The organism is Vibrio astriarenae (genome assembly GCF_010587385.1).
GTDB lineage: Bacteria > Pseudomonadota > Gammaproteobacteria > Enterobacterales > Vibrionaceae > Vibrio > Vibrio astriarenae.
Window position 1 is genome coordinate 2,742,250 of sequence record NZ_CP047475.1, and the last position, 18,113, is coordinate 2,760,362.

At 47.9% G+C, this 18,113-nt stretch carries 5 protein-coding genes, 2 tRNA genes, 5 rRNA genes and 1 riboswitch; of the genes, 3 read left to right on the forward strand and 9 right to left on the reverse strand.

Annotation, left to right across the window (positions count from 1 at the left end; all coding sequences use genetic code 11):
• The first annotated feature begins 71 nt into the window (after positions 1–71).
• Complete coding sequence (locus tag GT360_RS12715) at positions 72–1,871, forward strand: PglL family O-oligosaccharyltransferase (protein ID WP_164649230.1); 1,800 nt, start codon at positions 72–74, stop codon at positions 1,869–1,871.
• Between the two features lie 61 nt (positions 1,872–1,932).
• Here the strand turns inward: GT360_RS12715 and GT360_RS12720 are convergent, their stop codons facing one another.
• Positions 1,933–3,051 carry a pyridoxal-phosphate-dependent aminotransferase family protein gene (locus tag GT360_RS12720; RefSeq protein WP_164649231.1) on the reverse strand — a complete coding sequence of 373 codons (1,119 nt, stop codon included), beginning with the start codon at positions 3,049–3,051 and terminating at the stop codon, positions 1,933–1,935.
• Between the two features lie 192 nt (positions 3,052–3,243).
• A riboswitch (Lysine riboswitch) is annotated at positions 3,244–3,421 on the forward strand.
• Positions 3,422–3,506: 85 nt separating this feature from the next.
• Here GT360_RS12720 and lysC point away from each other — a divergent pair.
• Complete coding sequence (gene lysC, locus GT360_RS12725; RefSeq protein ID WP_164649232.1) at positions 3,507–4,859, forward strand: lysine-sensitive aspartokinase 3; 1,353 nt, start codon at positions 3,507–3,509, stop codon at positions 4,857–4,859.
• A 62-nt stretch (positions 4,860–4,921) separates the two neighbouring features.
• On the opposite strand, the gene metH is transcribed toward lysC, so the two are convergent.
• Complete coding sequence (metH, locus tag GT360_RS12730; protein ID WP_164649233.1) at positions 4,922–8,602, reverse strand: methionine synthase; 3,681 nt, start codon at positions 8,600–8,602, stop codon at positions 4,922–4,924.
• A gap of 159 nt (positions 8,603–8,761) precedes the next feature.
• Here metH and GT360_RS12735 point away from each other — a divergent pair, with 159 nt between their 5' ends.
• Entirely contained in the window at positions 8,762–9,181 is a 420-nt protein-coding gene (locus tag GT360_RS12735) for a PilZ domain-containing protein (RefSeq protein WP_164649234.1), read from the forward strand.
• Between the two features lie 97 nt (positions 9,182–9,278).
• On the opposite strand, the gene GT360_RS12740 is transcribed toward GT360_RS12735, so the two are convergent.
• The 7 genes from GT360_RS12740 to GT360_RS12770 form a co-directional block, all read right to left on the reverse strand.
• A tRNA-Asp gene (locus GT360_RS12740) sits at positions 9,279–9,355 on the reverse strand.
• A gap of 56 nt (positions 9,356–9,411) precedes the next feature.
• Positions 9,412–9,528, reverse strand: a 5S ribosomal RNA gene (gene rrf / locus GT360_RS12745).
• Positions 9,529–9,618: 90 nt separating this feature from the next.
• Positions 9,619–12,505, reverse strand: a 23S ribosomal RNA gene (locus GT360_RS12750).
• 306 nt (positions 12,506–12,811) lie between these two features.
• Positions 12,812–12,887: transfer RNA gene (locus GT360_RS12755), tRNA-Ala, on the reverse strand.
• A 77-nt stretch (positions 12,888–12,964) separates the two neighbouring features.
• Positions 12,965–14,516 (reverse strand): 16S ribosomal RNA (locus GT360_RS12760).
• Positions 14,517–14,877: 361 nt separating this feature from the next.
• Positions 14,878–14,994 (reverse strand): 5S ribosomal RNA (gene rrf / locus GT360_RS12765).
• An 89-nt stretch (positions 14,995–15,083) separates the two neighbouring features.
• Positions 15,084–17,992: ribosomal RNA gene (locus GT360_RS12770) — 23S ribosomal RNA — on the reverse strand.
• The 16S, 23S and 5S rRNA genes sit together here with 2 tRNA genes alongside, the layout of an rRNA operon.
• Positions 17,993–18,113: the final 121 nt, after the last annotated feature.

Sequence of the window (18,113 nt, forward strand, 5' to 3'; positions counted from 1 at the left end):
CATATCAGATAGAATAACGAAACCAGCTGAATGCTGGTTTCTTCTTTTAAGGACAAAGAGTTAGATAAGCTATGGCCACAATTCATGTGAGTGGAACACAACTGGAACAGAGCAAACCCGTTATTCCTTTAAATCAGCCCTTTATCACCTGTCTAGCACTGGTTTTCTTACTGCTGATGCATGTTTTTATGCCTAATCCTGGCGGCTCAGGGTTAGCCCTCTCCTTCAACAATACCGTTTGGGCTGGTATGAGTTTGGCTATAGGGGTGGGATTATATCAAATCAGTACCAACCACTATCTGCGGTACAATAAGTTCACTGTTGGTCTGCTCATCGCATGTGGTCTTCTTACTATACCCATTTTATATCCAGCCGCTTATGCTGAAGGGGCAGCAACGCGCTTACTTGGCTTGTGGGCAGGATTTGTGTTTTTTGTTGTCCTTCAGCAATTTCGATTTAGCAACAAAGACAAACAGCGCATCTTAGAATACATCATTCTCGCCTGCCTGATTGAATCAGCCATCGGCTTTATGCAGTACTTCTTTTTAGAACCAGGTAACGGCTTAGGCTACAACACCGTTGCTAATCGCCCTTACGGCATCTTTCAGCAACCGAATGTAATGGCGAGCTTTCTTGCTACGGGCTTGGTCTTGTCTGGGTACTTGCTCGCTAGAAAAAACAACAAATACAGCTCGTTAGGTGATACCGCTATCCTTTACCTAACCCCGCTAATGACAACTCCGCTGTTAGTGGTTCTCTCATCGAGAACGGGTTGGTTGGCTGCTCTCATTGGGGTTGCCCTAATCATCCCTTACTTACTGCGCTTTTCCACTAAACGCCGTGCATTCACATGGATTGGCCTAGTGATCCTTGGTGTTGCGCTTGGGTTTAGCGCCGCTCAATCACAGCAAAAATCAGACTTTATTGGTCAAAAAGCCGATCTTGAAAGCCCGAGACGTTACACCTTTCCACAAGCGCTCGATATGCTGATTGAGAAGCCTTTCACTGGCTGGGGCTATGGTAACTTTGAATCAACCTACACTCTGTATACCGCCCGCCAGCATCAAATCAATAACAACTATCCTCCCGGTTTGCCCGCGATGGATCACCCCCACAACGAGACCCTCTTCTGGGGTGTAGAAGGCGGTATTGTCCCCTTGTTGGGCCTGATAGTAGCGGCTGTGCTCACACTCACTCGTATGGTTCAAGCCAAAAAAGGCACGCGACTAGCACTGTTAGCGCTATTTGTTCCGATACTGCTGCACTCCCAGCTCGAGTATCCATTTTATCACTCTGCGATACACTGGATTACCCTAATCGTTCTACTCTATTGGCTTGATCAGCGTGTGATCCGTACCAGCACTCTGCACTTCTCTGCCATTACCAAGAGCCTACTGCGTATAGCGAGTATCCTTATCCCAACACTGACGATCATGTACATGGCAAGTGCACTGCACTCTAACCATGTTCTAACACAATACGAACGCTCCAACCCCAAAGAGCCAGAGATCCTAGAGCGAGTATCGAACCCATTCGCATGGAAAGAGCGTTATGATTGGGATGTCTACGTTACCTATCTCGATATAGGCTTGCAGACCGGTGAAAAGGCTTATATTCAATCTTATATTGATTGGTCTCTTAATGTTATCCAGAACAAACCGCGACCAGCATTTTATAAAAACTTGGTGTTGGCACACCTGGGAATGGGTGATGAGTTGAAAGCGGCGCAGATACGCTCAGAGGGCGAATTTTTGTTCCCAAACACTGACTTTTCCACCATCACTTATGCTGGTCCCAGCAAGGCAGGTAGCACAGTCTCAAATGCGAATTCGGTGAGCTCTGAAAGGACAACGAGCGCAGCGAGTGAGTAATTAACAGTTGAATGGCGTAGACAATCACCTACGCCATTTTTTTATTCGATATTTTAAGCGCTTACTTGATTTTCTCTTCAAGTGCTTTCAAACACAGCGCCACATTTTGCTCAGAGGCACCATAGCCCATCAAACCAATGCGCCACGCCTTACCCGCAAGCGAGCCTAACCCTGCACCGATTTCAAGATTAAACACATTGAGAAGCTCGCTACGAACTTTCGCTTCGTCGATGCCCTGTGGAACATAAACGGCATTGAGCTGTGGGAGACGATAGGCCTCATCCACAACAAACTCAAACCCCAAAGACTCTAAACCTTGTTTTAATTTGTTATGCATCGCTTTATGACGCTGCCAAGCATTTTCTAACCCTTCGTTTTGCAGCAAAACGAGTGACTCATGCAATGCATATAAACTGTTTACTGGTGCAGTGTGGTGGTAACTGCGCTTGCCATCCCCACTCCAATAGCCCAGCACCAAGCTTTGATCTAGAAACCAGCTTTGGATAGGTGTCGACCGAGATTGAATCTTCTCAATCGCTGCTGGAGAAAAGGTCACAGGTGATAATCCAGGTACACACGATAAACATTTTTGGCTACCTGAATAGACTGCATCAAGCTGCCACTCATCGACTTTTAGTGGTACGCCACCTAATGAAGTCACCGTGTCAACAATCGTCAAAGCGCTATGACGCTTAGCCAGAGCTCCCAGGGCTTGTGCATCACTCAATGCCCCCGTTGACGTCTCTGCATGAACAAAGGCAAGCAGTTTGCAGTCTGGATGATCTGCAAAGGCTTGTTCTACTTTATCAACTGAAACAGGTTTACCCCACTCATCATCCACCAGAACGGCCTCACCGCCGACTCGAAGCACATTTTCACGCATGCGTTCACCAAAGACACCATTGCGACAAACAATGACTTTATCGCCAGGCTCGATCAAATTGACGAAGCACGCTTCCATGCCGGCACTGCCAGGAGCAGAAACTGCAATCGTGAACTCGTTTTGTGTTTGGAAAGCATATTTTAGAAGCGACTTAACCTCATCCATCATATTAATAAACAATGGATCTAGGTGACCAATGGTTGGTCTACTCATCGCTTGAAGAACTTGTGGGGAGATATCCGATGGACCAGGGCCCATCAATACACGTCTTGGGGGAAAAAAGCTTTGGATAGACATTCATCACTCCGTTATATCGTTGTTGTTATTCCATCTCTGCTACCCAAACTAAATTTATCAGTTGAGTAACTTTCGCTATTGGGCTCTTAATTATAGAGGTAGTACCACTCCTTAAGAGACTAAATGGTAAAACTGTTGCCAAGCTCAAATATTCATTGACATTTTTATACTAAAGCCGTTCAATGATTACACAATAACAGAAGAGGAGCGCTGCCCAGGCAGGTGTAATAGTGGAATCGCAGTTCCAATACTATTCACTCAGGGGGAGTAGCGCCGAGATGGGAGCACAATGCGATACACTCCTGTCGGTTGAATGGGCTGAATCCCTTCAACTGTCATCAGCACGGCCTGATGATGAGCTTCTGAGGTAATTTCACTTTCATATCACCTCTGAATGCTCACTCCTCTTCAAACACACTGGATGTATTAATTTTTGAAGTATCAGGAGTACTACCGTGAGCACATTCAATGTCGCTAAGTTTGGCGGAACAAGTGTCGCTAATTTTGAAGCAATGAGCCGTTGTGCCTCTATTATCGAGAGCCACCCATCAACCCGCCTAGTGGTCAGCAGTGCTTGCTCTGGTGTCACAAACTTGTTAGTTGAACTAGCAAACGGCGTACAAGACCAAGAGCAACGCACGTCAGTACTACAGCAACTGGCTGATATTCACGAAGCGATTCTATCTAAACTAGAAAATGGTGCAGAAGCGGCTAGTGAGGTGTACGCCATTCTTGATACCGTCACCAGCTTGGCAGAGGCGGCGTCTATTCAATCGAGTACAAAACTCACCGACCATCTTGTTGCCTGTGGTGAGCTGATGTCGACACATATCCTCGCTCAACTGATGCGCGAACGTGGTATCAACGCCACTCGTTTCGATATACGTGATGTGCTCAAGACGGACAGTCAATTTGGTCGCGCTGAACCGGATCTCGAAGAGACAGCACAACAAGCACAAGCGCTACTGGTTCCGCTTTGCAAAGAACAAGTGGTTGTTACACAGGGCTTCATTGGCTCAAATCAAGACGGCGATACCACAACACTAGGCCGTGGTGGTAGTGATTATAGTGCCGCGCTTATCGCAGAGGCTGTACAGGCTTCCGGCCTAGAAATTTGGACCGATGTCCCGGGTATCTATACGACTGACCCGCGAATCGCGCCAAAAGCGGCACCAATCTCTGAGATAAGCTTTAGTGAAGCCTCAGAAATGGCAAATTTTGGCGCAAAGATCCTTCACCCTTCTACGCTCGTGCCTGCCCTCAGACACGACATTCCTGTTTTTGTTGGATCTTCACGCGAGCCTGAAAAAGGGGGAACTTGGATTCGCCATCATGCGGAAACATCGCCTCTGTACCGTGCGCTAGCACTTCGCAATAATCAAACCATGGTAACTCTGCGCAGTGCCAAAATGTTCCACGCTTATGGCTTTTTAGCAAAGGTGTTTGAGATCCTGGCTAAACATAAGATCTCTGTCGATCTTATTACGACATCAGAGATCAGTGTATCACTCACCCTTGATCAAACAGATACCAGTGGTGGCGCACCTCAGCTTCCACAGGCGGTGCGTGAAGAGCTGGAAGAGCTTTGTCATGTTGAAGTTGAACACAACCTAAGTGTTGTCGCTCTTATTGGCAATAATATGAGCTCGTCAAAAGGCTCAGCGAAGCAAGTCTTTGGGACGCTAGAAGATTTCAACTTACGCATGATTTGTTACGGTGCTAGCCAACATAACTTATGCTTCCTTCTGCATGAATCTGTAGCCAAACAGGCAATACAGCGTTTACACCAAGAGCTGTTTGAACAGTAATTTTTCTCGGTAGCAAAACAAAGCCCCTCATCGAGAGGGGCTTTCTAGTTAGGCTTAATCAATTAACCATTAATGTTAGGACCTAGCCACTTTTCGGCTTCTAGCTGATCCCAACCTTTACGATCTGCATAGCTTGCTACCTGATCGGGTTGTATTTGAGCGATAGCAAAGTAGCGCGAGTCAGGGTGTGAAAAATACCATCCTGAAACCGATGCTCCTGGCCACATCGCGTAACTGCTCGTAAGTGACATCCCAATCGTCTCTTCTACATTAAGTAGGTCCCACAAACTGCCCTTTTCAGTATGCTCTGGACACGCTGGATAGCCTGGTGCTGGACGAATACCTTGATAGTTCTCACGAATCAGGTCCTCGTTACTGAGCTGCTCTTGCGGCGAATAACCCCAAATGTCTTTTCGTACGCGCTCATGAAGGTATTCTGCAAAAGCCTCAGCAAGACGGTCTGCTACCGCTTGAATCATGATCGCGTTGTAATCATCACCCTGCGCTTTGAACTCGTCCGCTAACTCACGCTCTCCAATGCCACCTGTAACCGCAAAGCCACCAATCCAGTCTTTCTTACCACTGCCTTTTGGCGCAATATAGTCTGACAGACAGTAGTTAAAGCCTTTCGGCTTCTCGGTTTGTTGACGTAGGTTATGCAGAACCTTAGCGACTTGCGTGCGAGACTCATCGGTATAAACTTCAATATCATCATCGACACTGGCTGCAGGGAATAAACCACACATACCGCGAACTTTAAGCAGCTGTTCCGCTTCAATTCTGTCTAGCCACTCGTTAGCATCGGCGAACAATCGCTTCGCCTCTTCGCCCACTTCTTCATGATCTAAGATCTTCGGGTATTTACCAACCAGTGACCAAGTCATGAAGAACGGCGTCCAGTCGATATATTGACGAAGTGTTGCCACACTCACATCATCAAACACATGAATCCCCGGCTTTGCAGGTTGAGGTGGCGTGTAGCTAGCCCAATCAATAGCAACCTTATTCGCACGAGCTTGCTCGAGCGTTACCGGTTTTGTTCTTGGCTTCTTGCGGCTATGTTGCTCACGAACACGCTCGTAGTCCGCATCAAGTTTCTCGATAAATTTAGGTCTTAGCTCATCAGAAAGTAGTGAGGTACATACCCCCACCGCTCTAGACGCATTGTTTACATAAACCACTGGATTCTTGTAGTTTTGCTCGATTTTAACAGCCGTATGCGCTTTTGAGGTGGTTGCACCGCCAATCAATAGCGGTAAGTCAAAGTCTAGTCGCTCCATCTCTTTAGCAACATGAACCATCTCGTCTAGAGAAGGCGTAATTAGGCCAGAGAGACCGATAATGTCAACGTTCTCTTCCTTAGCGACTTTTAGGATCTTCTCACATGGAACCATGACTCCGAGATCGATAATCTCATAGTTATTGCACTGCAGAACCACACCAACAATGTTCTTACCAATGTCGTGAACGTCACCTTTCACCGTCGCAAGAAGGATTTTACCGTTTGAGCTTCCCGCTTGTTTTTCGGCATTAATATAAGGCTCAAGATGGGCAACTGCCTGCTTCATTACACGGGCTGACTTAACAACCTGAGGCAAGAACATCTTACCCTCGCCGAAGAGATCACCGACCACGTTCATGCCGTCCATAAGCGGGCCTTCAATCACCTCAAGTGGCTTAGTCGCATTGACTCGAGCTTCCTCTGTATCTTCAACGATAAACTCTGTGATGCCCTTCACCAAGGCATGCTCTAGACGTTTCTCAACCGGCCAAGTACGCCACTCTAGAGCAGAAGCGTCATCTTCTTTACCAACAGCATTGGTGCGATACTCTTCAGCAATTTCTAGCAGTCTTTCTGTGCCATCATCACGTCGGTTAAGAACCACATCCTCTACCGCTTCTCGAAGTTTCTCTGGGACGTTGTCATAGATCTCCAACTGACCTGCGTTAACGATCCCCATATCCATACCGTTTTTAAAACAGTGGTAGAGGAAGACTGCGTGAATAGCTTCACGAACATAGTTGTTACCACGGAATGAGAAGGAGACGTTTGATACCCCCCCAGAGATCATCGCATAAGGCAGATCTCGTTTGATATCAGCGACGGCCTCAATAAAGTCGACCGCATAGTTGTTATGCTCTTCGATACCTGTCGCAACAGCAAAGATATTCGGGTCAAAAATAATATCTTCAGCAGGAAAACCCACTTCATCCACCAAGATACGGTAAGCATTGGTACAAATTTCCAATTTGCGCTCACGCGTTTCCGCCTGACCAACTTCATCAAAGGCCATCACAATAACAGCTGCGCCATAGCGTCGAATCAGTTTCGCTTGCTCTACAAACTTCTCTTTACCCTCTTTAAGAGAGATAGAGTTTACGATGCCTTTACCTTGAATACACTTAAGACCCGCCTCTATGACTTCCCACTTAGAGGAGTCGACCATAATGGGTACTTTAGAAATCTCAGGCTCAGATGCACAAAGGTTGAGGAATCTGACCATACAAGCCTCAGCATCCAACATCCCCTCATCCATGTTGATGTCGATGATTTGGGCACCATTCTCGACCTGCTGTCTTGCGACCTCAAGTGCTTCATCGTAAAGCTCTTCTTTGATCAATCGTTTAAATCGTGCCGAGCCGGTAACATTGGTTCGCTCACCGACATTAATAAACAGAGTTTCTTTTTCGATCGTTAGAGGCTCAAGACCAGATAGACGACAAGCTTTTGGAATATCCGGTAAAGGTCGAGGAGCAACGCCTTCCACGGCAAGTGCCATGTGACGAATATGCTCAGGGGTTGTACCACAACAACCACCTATCATATTTAAGAAGCCGCTCTCAGCCCACTCTTTGACATGAAGCGCCATATCTTCTGGCGACAGATCGTACTCACCAAACGCATTTGGTAAGCCCGCATTTGGGTGTGTTGAGACAAACGTATCCGAAATACGTGATAGCTCTTCTACATATGGTCGCAACTCATCTGGGCCAAGGGCACAGTTGAGACCAAAAGTAATTGGATTGACGTGACGAAGCGCGTTATAAAATGCCTCCGTTGTTTGTCCAGAAAGCGTTCGGCCAGAGGCATCCGTGATCGTCCCCGAGATCATGACTGGTAGTGATTGACCTAGCTCTTCGAAAACACTATCTACAGCAAAAGCACACGCTTTCGCGTTCAGCGTATCGAAGATGGTTTCGATAAGGATAAGATCACTACCACCTCGGATCAGAGCGCGAGTTGATTCAGAGTAAGCTTCAACGAGCTCATCAAAAGTGACATTGCGATAGCCAGGGTCATTAACGTCCGGTGAAATTGAACATGTACGGTTAGTTGGCCCTAAAACACCGGCGACGTATCTTGGTTTATCGGGCGTTCTCGCAGTCCATTCATCTGCTGCTTCTCTCGCCAATGTCGCGGCAGCGAAGTTGATTTCTTCACTTAGACTCTCCATGTCATAGTCGGCCATAGCGATGGTCGTAGCATTGAAAGTGTTCGTTTCAAGAATGTCTGCCCCTGCTTCTAAGTACTCATTATGGATACCTTTAATGAGCTCTGGCTGAGTAAGAACCAACAGGTCGTTATTCCCTTTAAGATCACAATGCCAATCAGAAAAGCGCTCGCCACGATAGTCACTCTCTTCAAGCTTATGATCTTGAATCATAGTGCCCATGCCGCCGTCGATTAACAAGATCTTCTGCTTCAGTTGTGCTTCGATCTGCTGTCTTACATTTGTTCCCACTTTACAGCCTCATTCCTTGTTCATTTCCTACATCCTACCACACAAAATTCAGATATCTAGACGTCTAAACAACAAAGAAAACAGGTCTAGCCATTTTACTTTTAGCCAACATGGTCGTTTTTAATGACTAGAGCTATGCCGAAAATAATATGAGTCAGAATGAAGTCAGATAACGAAGCAAAAAGAAAATATATTCGCTGGTACTTTTGGATGCCTGAAGAGCCATTTAAGTCGCAAGCTAATGGACTTGCTGTTCAATTGAAACAGCCTGGTTGGTTCAAAAACAAGCTATTGGGACGTGCTGTGATAAAAGATATCAGTATGGGAGGAGCTGGCGTATTAGTATCAAACCGTATTCAAATACCTGAAAAGGTCATTGTAGCGATCCCAGACGGTGATGAGTTTACAGCCGATGTTGTCTATCAACGCGATGAGGGTGACCTATTTACATTCCTTGGCCTAACTTGGTCAGATAGCAATGACGCCCGTCGTATGGACCTGATTAATCAAGTACAAGAGCTGACGAATCTAGAAAGTCGCTTGCAGGTTACAACCGAAGAGCCAGACAAGTCTTCTTAACTTGAAGTGAATGTGGAAGATAAAAGCGATTTTTATCTTCAATCAAAAAGCACAAACGTAAAAAAGCCCTAGTCTTTCGACTAGGGCTTAGTATAAGTGGCGGAGTGGACGGGACTCGAACCCGCGACCCCCGGCGTGACAGGCCGGTATTCTAACCAACTGAACTACCACTCCGCAGTGGTCTATTTAAAGTCTTATCTAAATCGTGCTTCAAATAGATAATGTTCAAAGCCTGGCGATGTCCTACTCTCACATGGGGAAGCCCCACACTACCATCGGCGCTATTGCGTTTCACTTCTGAGTTCGGCATGGAAATCAGGTGGGTCCACAATGCTATGGTCGCCAAGCAAATTCTTAATTCGGAAAGCTATTTAAAAGTTAATGTGCACACATTCAATATTCTTGCTTTGAGTCCATCAAAACCCCTTGGGTGTTGTATGGTTAAGCCTCACGGGCAATTAGTACAGGTTAGCTCAACGCCTCACAACGCTTACACACCCTGCCTATCAACGTTCTAGTCTTGAACAACCCTTTAGGACACTTAAAGTGCCAGGGAAGACTCATCTCAGGGCTCGCTTCCCGCTTAGATGCTTTCAGCGGTTATCGATTCCGAACTTAGCTACCGGGCAATGCGTCTGGCGACACAACCCGAACACCAGAGGTTCGTCCACTCCGGTCCTCTCGTACTAGGAGCAGCCCCCTTCAATCTTCCAACGCCCACGGCAGATAGGGACCGAACTGTCTCACGACGTTCTAAACCCAGCTCGCGTACCACTTTAAATGGCGAACAGCCATACCCTTGGGACCGACTTCAGCCCCAGGATGTGATGAGCCGACATCGAGGTGCCAAACACCGCCGTCGATATGAACTCTTGGGCGGTATCAGCCTGTTATCCCCGGAGTACCTTTTATCCGTTGAGCGATGGCCCTTCCATACAGAACCACCGGATCACTATGACCTGCTTTCGCACCTGCTCGAATTGTCATTCTCGCAGTCAAGCGGGCTTATGCCATTGCACTAACCTCACGATGTCCAACCGTGATTAGCCCACCTTCGTGCTCCTCCGTTACTCTTTGGGAGGAGACCGCCCCAGTCAAACTACCCACCAGGCACTGTCCTCACCCCAGATAATGGGGCTAAGTTAGAACATCAAACATACAAGGGTGGTATTTCAAGGATGGCTCCACGAATACTGGCGTACTCGCTTCAAAGCCTCCCACCTATCCTACACATGTAGGCTCAATGTTCAGTGCCAAGCTGTAGTAAAGGTTCACGGGGTCTTTCCGTCTAGCCGCGGGTACACTGCATCTTCACAGCGATTTCAATTTCACTGAGTCTCGGGTGGAGACAGCGTGGCCATCATTACGCCATTCGTGCAGGTCGGAACTTACCCGACAAGGAATTTCGCTACCTTAGGACCGTTATAGTTACGGCCGCCGTTTACCGGGGCTTCGATCAAGAGCTTCGACCTAAGTCTAACCCCATCAATTAACCTTCCGGCACCGGGCAGGCGTCACACCGTATACGTCATCTTACGATTTTGCACAGTGCTGTGTTTTTAATAAACAGTTGCAGCCACCTGGTATCTGCGACTCCCCATAGCTCCATCCGCAAGGGACTTCACCGCGAGGAGCGTACCTTCTCCCGAAGTTACGGTACCATTTTGCCTAGTTCCTTCACCCGAGTTCTCTCAAGCGCCTTGGTATTCTCTACCCGACCACCTGTGTCGGTTTGGGGTACGATTCCTTACAATCTGAAGCTTAGAGGCTTTTCCTGGAAGCATGGCATCAATGACTTCACTACCGTAGTAGCTCGACATCGTGTCTCAGCCTTAAAGAGAGCCGGATTTACCTAACTCTCAAGCCTACGCACTTGAACCTGGACAACCGTCGCCAGGCCCACCTAGCCTTCTCCGTCCCCCCATCGCAATTGTAAGAAGTACGGGAATATTAACCCGTTTCCCATCGACTACGCCTTTCGGCCTCGCCTTAGGGGTCGACTTACCCTGCCCCGATTAACGTTGGACAGGAACCCTTGGTCTTCCGGCGAGGAGGTTTTTCACCCCCTTTATCGTTACTCATGTCAGCATTCGCACTTCTGATACCTCCAGCAGACCTTACAGTCCACCTTCAACGGCTTACAGAACGCTCCCCTACCCAATGACCTAAGTCATTGCCGCAGCTTCGGTGTATAGCTTAGCCCCGTTACATCTTCCGCGCAGGCCGACTCGACTAGTGAGCTATTACGCTTTCTTTAAATGATGGCTGCTTCTAAGCCAACATCCTAGCTGTCTAAGCCTTCCCACATCGTTTCCCACTTAGCTATACTTTGGGACCTTAGCTGGCGGTCTGGGTTGTTTCCCTCTCCACGACGGACGTTAGCACCCGCCGTGTGTCTCCCGGATAGTACTCACTGGTATTCGGAGTTTGCAAAGGGTTGGTAAGTCGGGATGACCCCCTAGCCTTAACAGTGCTCTACCCCCAGTGGTATTCGTCCGAGGCTCTACCTAAATAGATTTCGGGGAGAACCAGCTATCTCCAGGTTTGATTGGCCTTTCACCCCTAGCCACAAGTCATCCGCTAATTTTTCAACATTAGTCGGTTCGGTCCTCCAGTTGATGTTACTCAACCTTCAACCTGCCCATGGCTAGATCACCTGGTTTCGGGTCTATATCCAGCAACTCGACGCCCAGTTAAGACTCGATTTCTCTACGGCTCCCCTAGATGGTTAACCTTGCTACTGAATATAAGTCGCTGACCCATTATACAAAAGGTACGCAGTCACACCACGAAGGTGCTCCTACTGCTTGTACGTACACGGTTTCAGGTTCTATTTCACTCCCCTCACAGGGGTTCTTTTCGCCTTTCCCTCACGGTACTGGTTCACTATCGGTCAGTCAGTAGTATTTAGCCTTGGAGGATGGTCCCCCCATATTCAGACAGGATATCACGTGTCCCGCCCTACTCGATTTCACTGATGATGAGATGTCGGTTACGGGGCTATCACCCTGTATCGCGCCACTTTCCAGAGGCTTCACCTGTCTCACTAAAAGCTTAAGGGCTAATCCAATTTCGCTCGCCGCTACTTTCGGAATCTCGGTTGATTTCTTTTCCTCGGGGTACTTAGATGTTTCAGTTCCCCCGGTTCGCCTCACTAACCTATGTATTCAGTTAGTGATAGCACCTTATGGTGCTGGGTTTCCCCATTCAGGAATCCTAGACTCAAAGATTTTTACTATCTAATCTAGGCTTATCGCAAGTTAATACGCCTTTCATCGCCTCTGACTGCCAAGGCATCCACCGTGTACGCTTAGTCACTTAACCATACAACCCGAAGGAGTTTCGAGTTGTTGTTTAAACAACCAAAGTTGTCTGCAATTTTTATACATGATGCAGACTCGATTTTGCCGGACTCAAATATAAGTATCTTTCGATACTTCCAAGAACACTTGAATGTGTGTTGGTACCTAAAACCGTAGTTTTAGGATTTGAGAACTTTTAATTGAATAACAACGCATCTCAAAGAGATGGGGATTGTTGTTATTCGTCAGCTTTCCAAATTGTTAAAGAGCTAATCACTTCAAAAGAAGTAACCATTTTTAAAGATTCTTAAGGAAGAACACTTAAAGATGGTGGAGCTATGCGGGTTCGAACCGCAGACCTCCTCGCTGCCAGCGAGGCGCTCTCCCAGCTGAGCTATAGCCCCATCTGGAAAAGGTTTCCTTACTCTTAACTTACAAACCTAATCAATCTGTGTGAACACTCATCGCAATAATCATCGTATAAGGAGGTGATCCAGCCCCAGGTTCCCCTAGGGCTACCTTGTTACGACTTCACCCCAGTCATGAACCACAAAGTGGTGAGCGTCCTCCCGAAGGTTAAACTACCCACTTCTTTTGCAGCCCACTCCCATGGTGTGACGGGCGGTGTGTACAAGGCCCGGGAACGTATTCACCGTGGCATTCTGATCCACGATTACTAGCGATTCCGACTTCATGGAGTCGAGTTGCAGACTCCAATCCGGACTACGACGCACTTTTTGGGATTCGCTCACTCTCGCAAGTTGGCTGCCCTCTGTATGCGCCATTGTAGCACGTGTGTAGCCCTACTCGTAAGGGCCATGATGACTTGACGTCGTCCCCACCTTCCTCCGGTTTATCACCGGCAGTCTCCCTGGAGTTCCCACCCGAAGTGCTGGCAAACAAGGATAAGGGTTGCGCTCGTTGCGGGACTTAACCCAACATTTCACAACACGAGCTGACGACAGCCATGCAGCACCTGTCTCAGAGTTCCCGAAGGCACCAATCCATCTCTGGAAAGTTCTCTGGATGTCAAGAGTAGGTAAGGTTCTTCGCGTTGCATCGAATTAAACCACATGCTCCACCGCTTGTGCGGGCCCCCGTCAATTCATTTGAGTTTTAATCTTGCGACCGTACTCCCCAGGCGGTCTACTTAACGCGTTAGCTCCGAAAGCCACGGCTCAAGGCCACAACCTCCAAGTAGACATCGTTTACGGCGTGGACTACCAGGGTATCTAATCCTGTTTGCTCCCCACGCTTTCGCATCTGAGTGTCAGTATCTGTCCAGGGGGCCGCCTTCGCCACCGGTATTCCTTCAGATCTCTACGCATTTCACCGCTACACCTGAAATTCTACCCCCCTCTACAGTACTCTAGTCTGCCAGTTTCAAATGCTGTTCCGAGGTTGAGCCCCGGGCTTTCACATCTGACTTAACAAACCACCTGCATGCGCTTTACGCCCAGTAATTCCGATTAACGCTCGCACCCTCCGTATTACCGCGGCTGCTGGCACGGAGTTAGCCGGTGCTTCTTCTGCAGCTAACGTCAAACGAGCACGCTATTAACGTACCCGCCTTCCTCACTGCTGAAAGTGCTTTACAACCCGAAGGCCTTCTTCACACACGCGGCATGGCTGCATCAGGCTTGCGCCCATTGTGCAATATTCCCCACTGCTGCCTCCCGTAGGAGTCTGGACCGTGTCTCAGTTCCAGTGTGGCTGATCATCCTCTCAGACCAGCTAGGGATCGTCGCCTTGGTGAGCCTTTACCTCACCAACTAGCTAATCCCACCTGGGCTAATCTTGACGCGAGAGGCCCGAAGGTCCCCCTCTTTGGCCCGAAGGCATTATGCGGTATTAGCTATCGTTTCCAATAGTTATCCCCCACATCAAGGCATATTCCCAGGCATTACTCACCCGTCCGCCGCTCGCCGCCCATGATTTCCACCGAAGCTTCTATCATGTCGCTGCCGCTCGACTTGCATGTGTTAGGCCTGCCGCCAGCGTTCAATCTGAGCCATGATCAAACTCTTCAATTTAAGATTTTGATGTTCCGAAGAACTGACTCAATGAATACTGACTTCAAAACTACTAATGTAATTTTAAAGCTATTATCGTTCCAACAGAACGATAATGAATTGACTGTGCCGATACTAAGTATCGATTGGTCACTCAGTTCATTGAAATCTAAGTTGAAGCCTAAGCTTCATTTTGGATTATCATCAACGAGTGCCCACACAGATTGATAGGTTTATATTGTTAAAGAGCTTTGCTATCAAGACCTTAACCTCGAAGCGGATGCGTATAATACGCGATTGACTCTGTAAGTCAACATAAAACTTTAAGATATTTCTTAAAACTTTATGGTGACTCGTCTCATCGAGACAAGTCGAAATTAAAGCCTGGCGATGTCCTACTCTCACATGGGGAAGCCCCACACTACCATCGGCGCTATTGCGTTTCACTTCTGAGTTCGGCATGGAAATCAGGTGGGTCCACAATGCTATGGTCGCCAAGCAAATTCTTAATTCGGAAAGCTTTTAAAAGTTAATGTGCACACATTCAATATTCTTGCTTTGAGTCCATCAAAACCCCTTGGGTGTTGTATGGTTAAGCCTCACGGGCAATTAGTACAGGTTAGCTCAACGCCTCACAACGCTTACACACCCTGCCTATCAACGTTCTAGTCTTGAACAACCCTTTAGGACACTTAAAGTGCCAGGGAAGACTCATCTCAGGGCTCGCTTCCCGCTTAGATGCTTTCAGCGGTTATCGATTCCGCAACTTAGCTACTCGGCAATGCGTCTGGCGACACAACCCGAAACACCAGCGGTTCGTCCACTCCGGTCCTCTCGTACTAGGAGCAGCCCCAACTCAATTCTCCAACGCCCACGGCAGATAGGGACCGAACTGTCTCACGACGTTCTAAACCCAGCTCGCGTACCACTTTAAATGGCGAACAGCCATACCCTTGGGACCTACTTCAGCCCCAGGATGTGATGAGCCGACATCGAGGTGCCAAACACCGCCGTCGATATGAACTCTTGGGCGGTATCAGCCTGTTATCCCCGGAGTACCTTTTATCCGTTGAGCGATGGCCCTTCCATTCAGAACCACCGGATCACTATGACCTGCTTTCGCACCTGCTCGACTTGTCTGTCTCGCAGTTAAGCTGGCTTCTACCATTGCACTAACCTGACGATGTCCGACCGTCATTAGCCAACCTTCGTGCTCCTCCGTTACTCTTTGGGAGGAGACCGCCCCAGTCAAACTACCCACCAGACACTGTCCGAGTACTCGTTCCGAGTACTTCGTTAGAACATCAAACGTTAAAGGGTGGTATTTCAAGGACGCCTCCAACAACACTAGCGTGTCATCTTCAAAGGCTCCCACCTATCCTACACATCAAAATTCAATGTTCAGTGTCAAGCTATAGTAAAGGTTCACGGGGTCTTTCCGTCTAGCCGCGGGTACACCGCATCTTCACGGCGATTTCAATTTCACTGAGTCTCGGGTGGAGACAGCCTGGCCATCATTATGCCATTCGTGCAGGTCGGAACTTACCCGACAAGGAATTTCGCTACCTTAGGACCGTTATAGTTACGGCCGCCGTTTACTGGGGCTTCGATCAGGAGCTTCTCTTTCGATAACACCATCAATTAACCTTCCAGCACCGGGCAGGCATCACACCCTATACGTCCACTTTCGTGTTTGCAGAGTGCTGTGTTTTTAATAAACAGTTGCAGCCAGCTGGTATCTTCGACCGGTTCAACCTTCATCCGCGAGGGATTACAATCTACGCCGGCGCACCTTCTCCCGAAGTTACGGTGCTATTTTGCCTAGTTCCTTCACCCGAGTTCTCTCAAGCGCCTGAGTATTCTCTACCTGACCACCTGTGTCGGTTTATAGTACGGTTTAGTGTAATCTGACGCTTAGTGGCTTTTCCTGGAAGCGTGGTATCGGTTACTTCAACTCCGTAGAGTCTCGTCATCACTTCTCGTTGTTAATAGAAGACCGGATTTGCCTAATCTTCCCAACTACCAGCTTAAACAGGGTAATCCAACACCCTGATAACCTAACCTTCTCCGTCCCCACATCGCAATTACACCAAGTACGGGAATATTAACCCGTTTCCCATCGACTACGCTTTTCAGCCTCGCCTTAGGGGCCGACTCACCCTGCCCCGATTAACGTTGGACAGGAACCCTTGGTCTTCCGGCGAACGAGTTTTTCACTCGTTTTATCGTTACTTATGTCAGCATTCGCACTTCTGATACGTCCAGCAAGCCTCTCGACTCACCTTCTTCCGCTTACAGAACGCTCCCCTACCCAACAATGTTTCCATTGATGCCGCAGCTTCGGTGACTAGTTTTAGCCCCGTTACATCTTCCGCGCAGGCCGACTCGACTAGTGAGCTATTACGCTTTCTTTAAATGATGGCTGCTTCTAAGCCAACATCCTAGCTGTCTAAGCCTTCCCACTTCGTTTCCCACTTAACTAGTACTTGGGGACCTTAGCTGGCGGTCTGGGTTGTTTCCCTCTCCACGATGAACGTTAGCACCCACCGTGTGTCTCCTATGCATTACTCTTCGGTATTCGCAGTTTGCATCGGGTTGGTAATCCGGGATGGACCCCTAGCCGAAACAGTGCTCTACCCCCGAAGGTATTCACATAAGGCTCTACCTAAATAGATTTCGGGGAGAACCAGCTATCTCCCGGTTTGATTGGCCTTTCACCCCCAGCCACAAGTCATCCGCTAATTTTTCAACATTAGTCGGTTCGGTCCTCCAGTTAGTGTTACCCAACCTTCAACCTGCCCATGGCTAGATCACCGGGTTTCGGGTCTATACCTTGCAACTATACGCCCAGTTAAGACTCGGTTTCCCTACGGCTCCCTTATTCAGTTAACCTTGCTACAAAATATAAGTCGCTGACCCATTATACAAAAGGTACGCAGTCACAGAATAAATCTGCTCCCACTGCTTGTACGCACAAGGTTTCAGGTTCTATTTCACTCCCCTCGCCGGGGTTCTTTTCGCCTTTCCTTCACAGTACTGGTTCACTATCGGTCAATCAGGAGTATTTAGCCTTGGAGGATGGTCCCCCCATCTTCAAACAGGATATCACGTGTCCCGCCCTACTTGTTGTGAGCTTAGTACCACGGAAATATTTTCGAGTACGGGATTATCACCCTCTATGATTGAGCTTCCCAGCTCATTCCTCTAATAAATCCGCTATTACTCACTGGCTCTTTCGCGTTCGCTCGCCGCTACTAACGAAATCTCGGTTGATTTCTTTTCCTCGGGGTACTTAGATGTTTTCAGTTCTCCCGGTTTGCTTCACTTGCCTATGTATTCAGCAAGTGATAGTAGATTCTTCATCTACTGGGTTTCCCCATTCGGACATCTTGGATTAAACGCCTCTTATCGACTCATCCAAGCTTTTCGCAGATTAGCACGTCCTTCATCGCCTCTGATTGCCAAGGCATCCACCTTGTGCGCTTAGTCACTTAACTATACAACCTCAAATGTTTTTGTTTTTGTATTTCAATCAAAAGGAAAGAAAAAACAACATAACAACACATTTAAAGTCTGTTTTAAACTAAACACTTAGCTGCTTTTGTTCAGCTAAGATTT